A 14,053-nucleotide genomic window follows, 5' to 3' on the forward strand; every position below is an offset into this window, starting at 1 on the left:
ATATTATGTGATTATTCTTGGATCGTGGCGCTTGGAGCAACTGATACAAGCTGATTTGCTTGCTCACTTGTTTTAACTCGCTCTAAAGACTGCAGCCTTGCCGATGCAACCTCTAGTTCATCGTGTTCCTGTTGTAGACTGGTTTGTTGCTTGTTAAGTTCATTTAGCTGATAGCCAAAGGTATTTGTCTTGGTCACCTGCGTTAAATATAGCAACCCCAATAAACATGCTAACACAATTAATATTATTGTGTTACTTACAGGCCCTATTGCCTTGTCTTTAGACTTGAACGTCGTTACATTTTGATTGCGTCGCATGTATTGACCGCGTCCAGATGCTAATGTGTTTGAATATGTCATTTTTGTATTTATATTTTGTGTTAAGTTTGTATTCTGGTGCTCCTACAGCTTTTTTGGCCGTAGGAGCGGTTCGTGCTTACAAAACTTTTACTTTGATCTTGTACGCACGGGAACTACTTTTTACCGTTATTGGCATGTTGTCCCCTTTCTTTTTATTTTTTCACTGCGACTCTTAGCTTTGCACTACGAGCACGCGGATTGAAAACTAGTTCATCTTGGCTTCCAGTGATTGGTTTTTTTGTTAATAGGTTAAGGCTCGCATCATACTGATTTGCTCCATATTCGAGAAAAATCTGTTTGACTATACGATCCTCCAAACTCTGAAAGCTTATAACAGCCAACCTTCCCCGGGGATTTAATAGTTGTATCCACACCGGTAAGGCTGTTTTAATTTGAGCAAGTTCATCGTTCACGGCAATTCTCAACGCCTGGAATGTCCTGGTTGCTGGATGAGTTTTATGATTTATCCTGCCCCTGTAAACACGCTCAACGATTAATGCGAGATCCGTTGTTTTTTGTACTGGCCTACTATTTACTATTGCATGCGCAATACGTTTCGATTTTGGATCTTCACCATAATCTCTAATGATTTTCGATAAATCTTGCTTATTATAAGTGTTGACGATATCGTCAGCAGTTAGTGGCACAGATTCATCCATCCTCATATCTAGTGGACCCTCATACTGAAACGAAAATCCTCTATTGGCATTGTCGAGATGTGGCGACGAAACGCCCAAATCTGCCAGAATCAAATCAAATCGTCGGCCTTTATCTAACAACTCTTGAGAAGTTTTTGAAAAGTCACCCTTGATTATCTCTGGGCTTTTTTTTGGAAAGATTTTTTGGAGTTGAGAAATCGCATTTTGATCACGATCTATCAATACACTTCCTTCCGTTTGACCTGTAATATTCAGGATTGCTTCCGCATGTCCGCCATATCCCGCTGTCGCGTCTAAGAGTTTATCACCCTTCTCTGGAGCAAGATATTTTAGAACTTCTCTGAGCAAAACTGGATAATGTTGGTTCGATTGGTGATTGCTTACCATTTTTTTATTTTACATTTTTGTTTTTGTAAGGTCACCTATTCAGTAGTCAACTTTTTGTTTTTTTCGTTTTTGTTTTTGTTTGACCGCAAAGTTTTTGTTGTAGAAAGCTTATGAGTATGATCGGGGTAGATCATGCTTATGCCTTTTACTAACTTTGCAGTTTGAGAGACTTTTGTGTGAGGTGGAGTTTTGGGAGGTGTTTTATGAAAGGTACTAAGGTTTTTTTAGTGGTTAGCCTTCAATCCACGTGTTGACTACCGAATAGCTGACCTCAAGCATCGTATTAATGCCAGATTACTACTATTATTTGTTAATGTGCTGTGGGGTTCAACCAACTACCCGGCCTGGACTCGCCAGTACCGACCTGCTCGGACGGCCACAATATTTTTACGAATACCAGCATAGTCTAACAAATGCTGTTCGATTGTGACTCGACCTTGCTTAGTATCTATGCCACTCTCTACCTTACCAAACCGGAACTGAACATTAAGGTCAGCTACACGTTCATCAAGGATGCTTCCTTGTAGCTGCGGTTCAACCTGTTCGTCCCAAACACTTTTGGGGTAGATATGCAGATACTGCTTAAATCCACGGGTAACGACTACTCCGCTCTCAAACTCGGCTCGAAGTTCGGCTGGTATTGTCAGCCTTCTCTTGTCGTCAAGTTTCCTTTCGAAGTAATCCACCATATGAATTTATTTGGTCTCTTATTATTAATATTCTCTCGTGGTTGTTTTTATTTTTTGTTCTACGATGGGTTACCCACGTTTACCCACTAACATGAGTCTACAACCCACCAGTACCCACATGCAAGTACTTTTTTTACTTTTTACGATTATTCATTAAGTTATCCACAGATGTCCATCCAAAAAAATAACTCGCCACTACATCTAGTGTGACGAGTTAACATGAATACACAATCGTTTTAATCGCCGTTTTGATTCTGCTGTTTTTCTAATTGTTCGATCTCTTGGTCTGTCATCGGGATGTTTAGCTCATCTCCTGGATTAATTATACCGTCTTGTGCGGCAGGAGAATTCTCAATGATTTCATCTCTTATATCACGATAATCTACATGGTCTCCAATACTACGTGCAACATCTACGGCATATTTATTAACTGTATCCCCTGGCTCGACGATCACTGGGTGTGTAGGTCGTGGTTCGTCCTCAGACAAAACATTATTTACTGCAGACCCAAGACCAACAGCCGATACTGCAAGAATCCCAAGGGCTATAGCACGACGAATGATCGCCACCTCTTTAGTCTTCGGTGGCTCTTTTGAAAATATTCTGTCATCTTGCTTCATATTGACAATATAGCATAAGCGTGTCTATTTGTCAATGTTATTTTAAAGCTCTGATCCGCTTCACCTCTGTCGCGAACCATTTTGCGCTTGGCCTAATGGTGCGTTTCATGGTTTTTCGGTCAACTTCTACTAGCCCAAATTTAGGCCACCAACCATAAGCCCATTCAAAATTATCAAGCAAGCTCCAATGATAATAGCCAACTAACTGAACACCCTCGCTCAAAGCCTTTTCCATAGCAATGATCGTTTCCTCTATCCACCACCGCCTATACTGGTCTTTGCTATCCGCTACACCGTTTTCGGTAATAATAATCGGTTTACGATATCTAGCCCACACTCTTAATAATAATGGGTACAAGCCCTCAGGTTCCATGTACCAGCCTAAATCATTGGTCGGTAACTTGGGATTCTCTCGTTTGTTAATCCTATAGTAATCCGTAAAGTAATAATTAAATCCGATAAAGTCTTGATATTTACTAATACGATTATAAAACCACCAATTCCAGAAAAACCTCATCCATTTAGTCATCATCTGGTCAAGAAGATTATGCGGTCTTTTAGCCTGAATATTAGCTAGTTGTTGAGCAATTCCGATGTTTAAGCTTGGCTTTTTTTGCTTTAATACCTTATAGGCTATCTTGTGAGCTCTGGCAAGATTTAAGTAAACCACCAAAGCTTTGTGCCAACTTGTTTGTTGGGGTGGCCACCAACCTAGGACATATGAATGGCTTGCATATACATTAGGCTCGTTGAGTGTAATGATTTGTCGAACATATGGTGAAAACTCAATAGCAATTCTGCTAACAAATTCTTCCCAATAAACTAGATTAGCTCTTTTTTCAAAACCGCCTTTTCCCGAGAACCAAACCGGCAATGTCCAATGCCATATATTTAACATTGGCTCAATACCAGACTTATTAAGGTCCTTGAGATAAGTCTTGTAATATTCTATAGCTTCACTATCCCACTCGCCTTCTTTTGGCTGAATTCTAGACCATTCAATCCCAAAGCGATAAGAGTTAAGATTAAGCTCTTTGATTAACTTAAAATCTTCTTTAAACAGGCCAAAGTGATTAACTCCCCTTCCTGAAATATAGTTATCTGGATTCTCAGCTTGTGATTTTATTTGTTCCCAATTTGGCAACCACCCTAAATTTTTATGAGCATCTTTGGCGTGCTGTTTAGCAATCTGAAGCTCCCAAACAGACCACTGATTATGATTGCCACCCTCTACCTGATGACTCGCCGTACTTGCACCCCAAAGAAAATTCTTAGGAAATCGTGATTTGTATTTATCCATCTCTTATACTTTAACGTAAGCCTTTAATAAAACCCAATTTAGGTTACTTTTTTGCCAACATAAATCGTGATTTGTCGCTATTATTTAGGCGCTCAACACTGTATCGTAACATTGTTCTGGGCATTGAGCTTGCATAAGATTCAAGAAATTCAATCAGTGATCCCTCGTTCTTTTTCCCGGCTTCCCTCAACATCCAGCCAACAGCTTTTTGGATCAAGTCTTCACTATCATGAAGTAAAATTTTGGAGATCTTAAAAGTATCGTCTAGTTGAAGTTCTCTGATAAACCACCAGGTACTGACTATTGCAATGCGACGCTCCCACAGATTAGTTGAATTTGCTAAATCGTACAAAGGTTTTCGTGATTTATCAAACAAATACCTGCCTACTATGTCTCGACAACTAACATCAACCAAGTCCCAATTATTCACTCTGGCAGTTCGACGTAAGTACAGTTCATATATATCCTTTGCTTTATCAACGTTAGCTCTCTTAATTTGTAATGTCAGAATAATCAGTGCAACTAAACGATGCTCATGAATCGGACTTTCTAGAAGATATTCAATTTCGCGAAGCGACAGATCAATAAACTGCTTAGCGACCTTGCGAGATTGTGGCACGCGCAAACCAATAAAAACGTCCCCTTCACCATATTGCCCCTCTCCTGTCTTGAAAAAACGTTGCAAAAACTCCGCATCACTTGGATTCTCGTACTTAGCAAGTTCATCTATCACATCTTGAGCCTTCATAACACAATAATATCATCAAATCTAACTTAAAATTGTTATACTTATTAGGTGCGTGAGTTCGTTTATAAAAAGAAAGATCGCAAACTTCGTATCTTTAACGATTTTTTATCAATTATCGTTATTGCTCTTGGGATTTATTTAATAATTATGCCCTTGCTACCAGAGATGTCTTATTGGATAAAGTTAAAAACTGGAAAAATTTCTAATGAAATCGCCTATTCTGACAACAATCAACCAGGCACCAAACCGATACCTCAAGATAATCGCCTCGTGATTCCACAGATGGGTCTTGATACATCAATCAACGAAGGTAAATATTCGGATACTCTAAAAAAAGGCGTCTGGCGACGACCTCAAACATCCACACCTGACAAAGGCGGAAACACGGTAATTGTCGGACACAGATTTACTTATAGTGATGGCCCTGCTATTTTCTACCACCTAGATAAGATAAAGGTTGGCGACCAGTTTGCTGTCTTTTGGCAAGGCAAGAAACATCTATACCAAGCTCAAGAGGTACGTGTTGTTGAACCACATCAAACAGAGATAGAACAGAACACCGATGAACCAACCTTAACGCTGTATACTTGCACACCGATGTGGACATCTAAGCAAAGGCTGGTTGTAATCGCAAAGCCAGTCGAGGATAATCAAAGTAGTCATGAATGAAAAACTTAGAACGGTTATACTATTTGCACTACTCGCCCTAGGCATTGGTGCACTCTGGTACGTTAGACACTCTGCCGATATTAATTTCACTAACTTATTTTAGTTTTTTTGAAGCTTTTGTTTTAGGACGATAATCGATGTGCTCGAGCTCTTTGCGTCTTTGATCAAGCCTTACTACATATTTCTCATACGGTTTAAGCAAGCTTGAATACTTCCAGTTTGGAGTCATTATGTGCTTCAGCCTACTTTTTGACTCCAGATATTCTGCCAAACAATAGAAGTCGCCATCGCCCGAAACTATAATGGCCTTTGCGTAATTTGGCATTTCCTTCATGGCATACAATACAAGCTCTGCATCGATATTCCCCTTAATCATGGGTTTGGCTTGCTTGTCATCAGAGCTAGCATTAGACTCAACAGTTGGTTTGAGCACTATCAAATACCCTGCTTCATGAAGCTGGTTATACATATCTTCGTTTTCCGAAACATATCCAATAAACATGTATGCCTTAGTAACGCCATACTTGTTTTCTAAAAATTGTCTGAATTTACGCCAGTCCATCTTCCACCCTGCTCTTTGAATGCCAAGATTGAGATTTTGGCTGTCAATAAAGGCATAGACATCTGTCTTTTTTTCTTGTTGTTTTGGTTTTCTTCTAAATCTCATTTAAATATAGTATAACACCTTATTTTTGCGGCTTTTAGATGGGCAACGACTATTTAGTAATACTAAGTGCCTCGATTAACACAACCAACGCTATCACTATTATAGAAATTATCAATATATTCATTGGTGTTAGTGATATAAATAACAGGCTTAACCCAGCTAAAATTGCCAGAATAATTTCAATAAATCTCTTACTAGAACCCATCCATAATGCAAACTTTGGCTTTTTATCGTGATATATTGCCTGCTGAATATCTCCATTTAGAGCGGTTGAAATACTAGTCCTGGTACGAGTTGCAAGTTTACCCTTGCCTGTGAACCAAGCTACTCCAGAAACAAAGCTGAATACAAAAGCTAAAGCATAAGTTTGTTGTACTAACGATCTAAACACGATATCCCATATTGCCATGACAGCTGACTGATAATTTGGGTCAGTGCCATTAACCAAAGCCGTCCGGGCAATTCTAAGAGCCAGTAGTGAGGCAACCATTAGAAGTGCGTACAAGATATCTACTCTTATGATAGTTTTGCGTTTATTTTTTGAAATTTGTATCGCCAAAATAGTCAATAACACAAACATAGCTATCGATAGCAGTCGTATCCACCACAGATTTACGACCAACCAATGAGCTTTAGGAAGATTTGGAGCTGAAATTAGCTGAATTGACCCGATCTTGTCAGGAAGGTTTACGTTACCCAAAAAAGCTAGCTTACTGCCTTGCAAATTTTGAGTTATGCGATCAAATAAATCATTTACGTCAAAAGTTCCATCCCCTTGATAGTTTTTTACGAAATTCAGTAATCTTTGATGCGCTTGAGCATTAACGGTTTGCCAGGTATCCATAAACTTATCACTAGAGACAATTTTTTCTATTTGCTGATTAGTAAAAGATTCGGCCTGTGAGGCAAAAGATGGTGCTAAAAATTGTGCTTTAGGTGGCAAGATATCTTGAGCAATCTTTTCCACATCAATATTATCAAAAATTGCAGAAGTAGCTTTATCGGCAATTGCAGTCTGTACGTCTTTATTTTGGATGATTGGCTGAGTGGCCTGAACATATCTGTTTGTATCTGTAAGTGTTCGACCTGTCCAAAATACTAAATTGCCAACCACTAACATCGCACCAGCTAATCCGATAGCCAGAACTATTCCTACTTTTTTGAATACTGATAATTTTTGATTTGTTGGAGATGTCTGAACTTTGGCTAGACGTGCTTTTAGCTCTTTATTCTCCTTCTGGAGTTTTGTAATAGTTTGCGAATCTTGGGTACTAGATTTCATAATAACCTCGTATTAGGCAATATTATACACTCTTGTTGCTAAATTGTACAGTATAAAGTAATCCAGCTACTTGGCTAAGGCATCAGGAGGTAATGTTTTGAGTATTTCCTCGCCCTCTGGTGGTTTAAGAGGTTTTTTGCCCGTGATTTCGTATCTTTCATTAGTAACGGGTGATTCTACATAATCATCATTCAATAGATTTACGAACACATTAAGATCCTTGCTGTCCATAATGATGATAGCGCCGGAATTGTCAACCATTAATGGCAAGTCAAGCTCTTCTGCTTGTTGCACTAACTTCTCTTGAGTTACTTTTGTTGGATCAAGTTTTTGAAGTTTATTCACTAAATTCTTCTTCCCTTTTACCATTTGCTCTATGGTCTGATCTGTGTCAATACTTAGCTTAAAATGCTCAGCTATCAACTTCAGCTTTTGCTCTGCAATGGTGTATTTTTTTGCATCATACCCAAACAAGCTCGCCAACTTAGACTGATTGAATACATAGATATCGCTCTCTAGAACTAATAATTGATTATCAGCAGGTATTCGTAAAGCTCCCTCGGCATCAAATGGCACAAATTTTCCTCCACGCAACATCCAACCAGCACTACCTTTCATGATTTGTGACTGAGGTAAGGCTTTAATGATATAAAAAGGCGTTGGTAACTCCTTATGTGAGCACCTAGCCACTACACCCTTTACTCGCTTAAAGTCGTGCTCTTCCTCGACAAATGGTTCAATTTCATGTTCTTGGGTTTTTAACCAATTTAATACCATGTGAGCATTTTCGACTTTGTTTAGGCGAGTACGTTGTAGGACATTTTTTTCTTCTTCTGCATCTTCAAAATTACGCACCACCAAGCCACTATCAGCGCCATCTAGTACAGCCTCTAATAAGTTGTCGATAAGTATGGCTTCTAGATTTCTGTGCAAAGACTTGCTAACCTGGGCACGGTAAACAACATAATTCTTACTGAAAAGAAAAAGTTCAATTGTCAGTTCTTCTTTTATTTGAACCAAATTATTAGCCCAAGCAAAGACATCTGTTTCTTCACCACCAGCTTTTGTTTCTTTTTCTTTATTTGATTTCAGACTTTGTTGTGTGTCAGTATCTTCCAACTTGTTCTCCTATTTAGATATTAATTGCCTGGGTGATATTTTATCCTAACATTCAGAAAATTAATGCTGTATTTTTTGCGCAATAACTACAAAAACTCTGCAATTCTATCAAACAGTATCCCACAATCACCACTAGCAATTTCAAGCTGATTACCTGTGTTTTGTCGTAAAATCCTCTCTCCTCCCGCGATTTGATCGAGCATGGTATCAGACTCTAATAAATCAATATCCATTGTTGGAGATGAAATTTTTGGACACGCCAAAATGCTGTGCCCAAATTCTACCAAATCACCCTGCTCCTCTCTAAATACATAGCTATGATTCACCGAGGAATTCTCTGTTGTAGCATTGTGTGCTAGTTGCCTGTACTTTACTACCAAACTACTCCCCCACGATTGAGTTCTTATGATTCCATTTATACATAATGTAACCGGAGGCCATACTAAAAACTCAGTATCAATGTAAAGTTTCTCTGCACCAATATACAATGCATTTTGGTCGTTGGGCATCTGCTTTACGGTTGAATACTCAGAATAGCCAATCTCTACAAACGCTTCACGGAGAAGATTGTACTCTTCAATACTTGGTAATTCTAAATCCGCTCTCATTTAATTATCTGATTCTCCGATAAGTTGCTTAGGTACTGGATCAGAAAACCGAACTTCTTTTAGATTCGTAATCTTAAAGTTTTTTTGTATATTGGGATACTGCTTTCTGTAAACCGGCATTATACCGCCAAACAATGCTTGTTCCCAATCAAAGCCTAATAATTTTGCCACTTTCTTAACAGCCAATTCGTCTGCTTCTATCTCGATTAATGGATTTAGCCAAGGCCATATATCCAAAACAACCTCTGCACCCTCGAGACTCCACGTTTCACGTTTTGACTCTTGATAAGATAGCACCTTCATCCCAAGTAATGTAAAAAGTTCGATGCCTTTATCGAAATTATCTATTTCTACTTCTATCTCCTGTACTGAGTGTAAATTTAGTGGTCTTGATTTATCTATGCTCTTTAAAGTAGCAGTGATCTTGTTTCCTTCGTCGCGTAATCTTAAAAATTTATGGTCTTTGTGCAATATCAAATCTGGTGTATCCATGATTACACGCCTCATTTCTCGCATTGGAAATATACAATCAGCACCAACTTCTTTTAGTAGTCGACGAGTTTGTGTTAATTGAATATCGACGAACTTCACCTCAACTTCAGTTTGCATAGCCAAACCCGACCTTTTCTATGGCAACAAGATTATCGACCAATGGTACTGCTACGTGTAGATACGTTTGTGACAAACCATATTGCCCCTCAACATTATCGATGGTTTCAAAAACAATACTTGGCGATAATAGTGCGTGTTCTCCATACAACGAATCACCACTTTGCACTAAGTCAATACCACTATATACCCCATAAAATATATCTCCACTTTGTGCGTGAACGCCATCGGGCTCTCCAAAAGCATTACATCCAACATAATATGAAGGAATGACTCTATATACCCACCAGCCAGATAGAATCCTGTGACTTTCTAACCTAAGAGGCTCCATAATATTAGATAGAAGATCTTTGTCAGCAAAAAACTCCTCTGGGACAGTCTCAAGTGTCGTGCTGACTGTTCCTGCCATCATTTCTAGTCCATCAATATCGACAAATTCTCGAGTCATTTTTTAACCCATTTACTTAAATAGATTTTAACACAACTTTAGATCTACGCTATCAAACCTATGCATAGACCATAGATCATCAAATACACCAAATGCCAATGCGATAGTTTCAATATCTGCAGCCTTCAAGCTACCAGGCGCTTTATTCATACAACTCCGCGTAAATACGTTTGGATTTTTTATTAACGACATATCTCGTAGCACCGAAGGTGTTGCATCGGTCATAAAATGTCGAGCCAAGCGAAATTGTGCTGAAATCTGCAAAATTCTATCTTGTTCTCTGTGTTGATCAAATTCTAGGATAGCTTCAGATAATGTTGGTTCATGCTGAGATAGCTCTATCGCTTCCACGACTCTTTGCTCACGGTCGAAGCTTTCACTCTCAGTAACAGAATCATAATGTTGACGTGACAAATCCTGAAACTTTGATAACGACCCATAGTTTGAGTAAATAGCTTGTCGCGATGGGCCCAGGCCTGACGCTGATAGATTGTCAAGATTCCTTGCAGTAATCGTAGTGTTGGGGTTCTGTCGATAAAATGCTACAGACCAATCCATATAGTCATCATCTACCCACCCTCGACAACTAGGATAGCCGATAAGCTCATGAAATACTGCCAAACGACCAAACCTACCCTTAACCTCATCAACTGTTGGAAAATCGCCGAGCTGTCTAATTTCACCCTTTCCGGCTGACTGTATATCAAAACGCGTAGGCCGGCCTCCAACAATCTGCGCAAGACGCTTGCCTGCCGTTACATAATCCGCCTTCATCCAATCCTGAAAACGAAATTTTGGCCTAAAGCCTAAGTGGGACTGAATTTTGGACAATGTCGTCCTGTCATAAATAGCCTTCTGGCTCGGCACCATTCCAAGCTTCGAGGCCCTATCTATACTAACGCGAAGCGGTGGCCTATCGACCGCAGGATCCAATGCTAAAACATCCACCAACGGACGGAATAACTCGGCAAACTCTCCGTCATTCATGCCGTCATATCGTACTTGTGCTCTACGATTATTCGTGACAATCTCTACCGTCTCATCCAATATAACCCTGGCCAATGTTTGACGAGTTTCTTCACTAATCTCTGGGACATTCCCGGGCACTGCTTCAAAACCAGACAATTCCTGGCGAACATCAAATACCTCTGACATAAACTATATTATACTATGTTTAGAAGCACTTTACGAACGGCTGTTTTTGACTATTTTGTTGATAGCTTATTGTAGCTTCGGCGAAGATCAGCATTTATCTTTTTATAATCGTTTTGCTCTACATAGTCCCAGGCCTGAACATATGGCTTGCCCCATGACTCCTCATGTTCTTTACAGTACTGTTTGTCGCGCTCTAGTCTTTTTGGCTCTTTTAGAATATCTAGATAAACCGCTTTCAAGCCAGCATGAACAGGAATATGAACCAAGGTATTGAAGTCATGCTCTTTTCCAAACAGTCGCCTCCATTCGTCACCAAGCGTGGTTCCGTCACCCATCAGGTATTTGTTATTGGTCGTAAGTAATCTGTGTAGCAACTCATGAGTTAATGTGTCCACGAACTCATCCGGATCATGCTTGACGCCAATAACCAATGGGTCACTAAACGCCCCAAACCAAGGCGCAATATACACATCAATCAAGTTCTGATAAAATTCCAGATCATACAGATCGCACATACCTTTTATGACTCTGGCTTCATAATTTTCCCAAGATTTACGATAAGCTTTGACCACTTTTTTCATGTGCTCATCGTCTGCAAGGACATCGCCTTCTTTTGCCCATAGCTCATGAAGATGCTGCGAGGCATTTTGGCGCAATAACCAAGCGTCTTTGATGCGGATTTTTGGATTATTATCTATACTCATACTTCTTTTTCATCGGGCTTTGGAATTCCAAATCTCTGTCGCAAAACGGCTAATCTATCTTCAAATGATTCTTCTAAACTAAAAAGACCATCCACTGATTGAAAATGCGCTTCCATAACTAAAATTTTAGCAACATCCTTCAGGCGTCCAGAGCGCAACGATTGAGCTTCTTGACGTACACTTTCGTGATCTTCATCATGCATTTGCTTACCCAATAATATTCCATTAGCCAACATCAAGCTTAGGACAGGGCGTTTCATAAATTCTTCGCTAATACGATAATTTATCTGGCGGGCCTGTTTAATATATAAGTTTGGCAATTCAACCAGATCATTAAGCACAACGCCACCCCATCTGGCTATGCGAAGTCCGTATTGCATAAAATCAGGTACGATCTCTTTTTGGACCACATCTGAATTAGCAAATTCCTTGAAGGCCAAAACACCTGCCAGGTGTTTACCAACATGGGTCAAATTACTCTCTACTGATTTAGGGTTGGATCCTTCTGGATCACCTTCCCAGCCATCTTGGTCTACGTCATATACTCGTAGGCTATCGGCCATTCTGGTAAGAGCATCAACTTCTATCACAGTTTAGTTCCTAATTCTATAATTTTAATTCGTTCTTGTTTAGTGGTGTCGCGGTCGCGGACAGTCACGGTGTCGTCCTCTAAGGTTTGGAAATCTATCACCACACAATACGGCGTGCCGATCTCGTCCTGGCGACGGTAACGCTTACCGATGTTGCCGTTATCGTCCCACATAACATTACCAAACTCGTTCTTTAGAGTTTTGTAAACTTCTTGAGCCTTTTGCACCAACTCTGGCTTGTTCTTGAGTAGTGGCGAAACCGCCACCTTCACTGGTGCGAGATGCGCAGGAAGCTTTAGGAATACACGCTTTTCACCACTTTGTTCATCCTCTGCATAAGCACTGACAAGCACGGCCATAAACGCTCGTTCTACGCCAAAAGATGGTTCAATCACATGTGGCACAAACGGCTCACCACCATCTTTTGGGCGATATATCATGTTCTTGCCAGACTCTCGCTGGACATTACCTAGGTCAAAGTCCGTCCGATACGCAAGCCCAAGCAACTCATCACGCCCATGAGGGTAATCAAATTCAAAGTCTATAGTACGTTTGCTGTAATGAGCCAAGTCATCTTCGGGTACTTCAAGTTCATACACACTATCGCTAGGGAGGCCAAGTACTTCCAAAAACGTGTGAATATCTTTAACCCACTGTTCAAATACTGATTGCCAGTTATCTGGATGAACGAAATACTCAATTTCCATCTGCTCGAACTCACGACTACGGAATACGAAATCTCGTGGACTAATTTCGTTACGAAATGCCTTACCCTGCTGTGCAATGCCGAATGGTAGATCTGGGCTGAAACTATCTACAATATTTTTGTAGTTCGTGAATATTCCTTGTGCGGTCTCTGGTCGCAGATAAACAAGTGAAGTATCATTATTCAACGAATAGGCAATGGTTTTACTTTCTTCATCTTGTACTGTACTCACAGAACCTGTGGTTGTATCTACATTAGATGTTATATGTATACCTTGCTTTTTAATCGTTTCGTCAACAGGTCCTATGTGCGTCTTGAACATCATATTGAATTGACGTGCTGGACCGAACGGATTTTTGGTGCCGCAAGTTGGACACTTGCTGGTGTCAATCTTATCCTCGCGGAAACGACCATGGCAGTTACTACATTCCACCAACGGGTCAGTGAACGTGTCGACATGACCACTCGCCTTCCAGACCTTTTGATTCATGAGAATAGCTGCATCCACGCCATACATATCATCTCGCTCCTCGACGAACATCTTCCACCAAAGGTTCATGATTTTTCGTTTTAGTGATACACCAAGCGGACCGTAATCCCACGTGCCACTCAAACCACCGTAAACTTCGGAGCCCTGATAAATAAACCCACGCCTTTTACACAAGCTTACAATATCATCCATCTTTACTTTATTGTTCATATTGCCAATTATAACAGATTATATCGTTATAAGT

17 protein-coding genes are annotated in these 14,053 nt (G+C 40.0%); 1 reads left to right on the plus strand and 16 read right to left on the minus strand.

Annotated elements, in window-relative coordinates; genetic code table 11:
• Window positions 1-11: 11 nt before the first annotated feature.
• The 6 genes from H6793_00380 to H6793_00405 form a co-directional block, all read right to left on the minus strand.
• Window positions 12-359 carry a hypothetical protein gene (locus H6793_00380; GenBank protein USN95613.1) on the minus strand — a complete coding sequence of 116 codons (348 nt, stop codon included), beginning with the start codon at window positions 357-359 and terminating at the stop codon, window positions 12-14.
• Window positions 360-511: 152 nt separating this feature from the next.
• The gene (rsmH, locus tag H6793_00385) at window positions 512-1,405 is read right to left on the minus strand and encodes a 16S rRNA (cytosine(1402)-N(4))-methyltransferase RsmH (protein ID USN95614.1); all 894 of its coding nucleotides are present in this window, start codon (window positions 1,403-1,405) and stop codon (window positions 512-514) included.
• Window positions 1,406-1,740: 335 nt separating this feature from the next.
• Window positions 1,741-2,094 (minus strand): hypothetical protein, encoded by a 354-nt coding sequence (locus H6793_00390; GenBank protein ID USN95615.1) that lies wholly within the window; start codon window positions 2,092-2,094, stop codon window positions 1,741-1,743.
• A gap of 236 nt (window positions 2,095-2,330) precedes the next feature.
• A complete protein-coding gene (locus tag H6793_00395) occupies window positions 2,331-2,714 on the minus strand; it encodes a hypothetical protein (GenBank protein USN95616.1) in 384 nt (127 codons plus the stop codon).
• A 37-nt stretch (window positions 2,715-2,751) separates the two neighbouring features.
• Window positions 2,752-4,014: a glycoside hydrolase family 1 protein gene (locus H6793_00400; GenBank protein ID USN95617.1), complete on the minus strand. Its 1,263-nt coding sequence runs from the start codon at window positions 4,012-4,014 to the stop codon at window positions 2,752-2,754.
• A gap of 43 nt (window positions 4,015-4,057) precedes the next feature.
• Entirely contained in the window at window positions 4,058-4,762 is a 705-nt protein-coding gene (locus H6793_00405; protein ID USN95618.1) for a DNA alkylation repair protein, read from the minus strand.
• Between the two features lie 48 nt (window positions 4,763-4,810).
• Here H6793_00405 and H6793_00410 point away from each other — a divergent pair, with 48 nt between their 5' ends.
• Window positions 4,811-5,431, plus strand: coding sequence for a sortase (locus tag H6793_00410; GenBank protein USN95619.1), 621 nt, complete (start codon window positions 4,811-4,813; stop codon window positions 5,429-5,431).
• A 94-nt stretch (window positions 5,432-5,525) separates the two neighbouring features.
• Here the strand turns inward: H6793_00410 and H6793_00415 are convergent, their stop codons facing one another.
• From H6793_00415 to H6793_00460, 10 genes are all read right to left on the minus strand, one after another.
• Window positions 5,526-6,098 carry an NYN domain-containing protein gene (locus H6793_00415; protein ID USN95620.1) on the minus strand — a complete coding sequence of 191 codons (573 nt, stop codon included), beginning with the start codon at window positions 6,096-6,098 and terminating at the stop codon, window positions 5,526-5,528.
• Between the two features lie 49 nt (window positions 6,099-6,147).
• Window positions 6,148-7,380, minus strand: a complete 1,233-nt coding sequence (locus H6793_00420) for a hypothetical protein (protein USN95621.1) — start codon at window positions 7,378-7,380, stop codon at window positions 6,148-6,150.
• A gap of 66 nt (window positions 7,381-7,446) precedes the next feature.
• Window positions 7,447-8,499, minus strand: coding sequence for a DUF4868 domain-containing protein (locus H6793_00425; protein ID USN95622.1), 1,053 nt, complete (start codon window positions 8,497-8,499; stop codon window positions 7,447-7,449).
• 86 nt (window positions 8,500-8,585) lie between these two features.
• Window positions 8,586-9,107 carry a hypothetical protein gene (locus tag H6793_00430; protein USN95623.1) on the minus strand — a complete coding sequence of 174 codons (522 nt, stop codon included), beginning with the start codon at window positions 9,105-9,107 and terminating at the stop codon, window positions 8,586-8,588.
• Entirely contained in the window at window positions 9,108-9,716 is a 609-nt protein-coding gene (locus tag H6793_00435; protein ID USN95624.1) for a class IV adenylate cyclase, read from the minus strand.
• Window positions 9,706-10,164: a hypothetical protein gene (locus H6793_00440; protein USN95625.1), complete on the minus strand. Its 459-nt coding sequence runs from the start codon at window positions 10,162-10,164 to the stop codon at window positions 9,706-9,708. The genes H6793_00435 and H6793_00440 overlap by 11 nt, the downstream gene beginning before the upstream one ends.
• Before the next feature lie 27 nt (window positions 10,165-10,191).
• Window positions 10,192-11,319, minus strand: coding sequence for a hypothetical protein (locus H6793_00445; GenBank protein USN95626.1), 1,128 nt, complete (start codon window positions 11,317-11,319; stop codon window positions 10,192-10,194).
• Window positions 11,320-11,369: 50 nt separating this feature from the next.
• Window positions 11,370-12,023, minus strand: a complete 654-nt coding sequence (locus H6793_00450) for a hypothetical protein (protein ID USN95627.1) — start codon at window positions 12,021-12,023, stop codon at window positions 11,370-11,372.
• Complete coding sequence (locus tag H6793_00455; GenBank protein ID USN95628.1) at window positions 12,020-12,586, minus strand: hypothetical protein; 567 nt, start codon at window positions 12,584-12,586, stop codon at window positions 12,020-12,022. Before H6793_00455 ends, H6793_00450 begins: the two co-directional genes overlap by 4 nt.
• A gap of 23 nt (window positions 12,587-12,609) precedes the next feature.
• Window positions 12,610-14,019, minus strand: coding sequence for a glycine--tRNA ligase (locus H6793_00460; GenBank protein ID USN95629.1), 1,410 nt, complete (start codon window positions 14,017-14,019; stop codon window positions 12,610-12,612).
• Between the last annotated feature and the right edge of the window lie 34 nt (window positions 14,020-14,053).

Source organism: Candidatus Nomurabacteria bacterium (genome assembly GCA_023898625.1).
Taxonomy (GTDB): Bacteria; Patescibacteriota; Saccharimonadia; order Saccharimonadales; family JAGQNJ01; genus HK-STAS-PATE-36.

Coding starts and splice junctions, on each gene's coding strand:
- H6793_00430 (USN95623.1), bottom strand. CDS start 9,107: ATGAGAGCGGATTTAGAATTACCAAGTATTGAAGAGTACAATCTTCTC.
- H6793_00445 (USN95626.1), bottom strand. CDS start 11,319: ATGTCAGAGGTATTTGATGTTCGCCAGGAATTGTCTGGTTTTGAAGCA.
- H6793_00400 (USN95617.1), bottom strand. CDS start 4,014: ATGGATAAATACAAATCACGATTTCCTAAGAATTTTCTTTGGGGTGCA.
- H6793_00450 (USN95627.1), bottom strand. CDS start 12,023: ATGAGTATAGATAATAATCCAAAAATCCGCATCAAAGACGCTTGGTTA.
- H6793_00380 (USN95613.1), bottom strand. CDS start 359: ATGACATATTCAAACACATTAGCATCTGGACGCGGTCAATACATGCGA.
- H6793_00415 (USN95620.1), bottom strand. CDS start 6,098: ATGAGATTTAGAAGAAAACCAAAACAACAAGAAAAAAAGACAGATGTC.
- H6793_00420 (USN95621.1), bottom strand. CDS start 7,380: ATGAAATCTAGTACCCAAGATTCGCAAACTATTACAAAACTCCAGAAG.
- H6793_00435 (USN95624.1), bottom strand. CDS start 9,716: ATGCAAACTGAAGTTGAGGTGAAGTTCGTCGATATTCAATTAACACAA.
- rsmH (USN95614.1), bottom strand. CDS start 1,405: ATGGTAAGCAATCACCAATCGAACCAACATTATCCAGTTTTGCTCAGA.
- H6793_00395 (USN95616.1), bottom strand. CDS start 2,714: ATGAAGCAAGATGACAGAATATTTTCAAAAGAGCCACCGAAGACTAAA.
- H6793_00390 (USN95615.1), bottom strand. CDS start 2,094: ATGGTGGATTACTTCGAAAGGAAACTTGACGACAAGAGAAGGCTGACA.
- H6793_00455 (USN95628.1), bottom strand. CDS start 12,586: ATGGCCGATAGCCTACGAGTATATGACGTAGACCAAGATGGCTGGGAA.
- H6793_00440 (USN95625.1), bottom strand. CDS start 10,164: ATGACTCGAGAATTTGTCGATATTGATGGACTAGAAATGATGGCAGGA.
- H6793_00460 (USN95629.1), bottom strand. CDS start 14,019: ATGAACAATAAAGTAAAGATGGATGATATTGTAAGCTTGTGTAAAAGG.
- H6793_00405 (USN95618.1), bottom strand. CDS start 4,762: ATGAAGGCTCAAGATGTGATAGATGAACTTGCTAAGTACGAGAATCCA.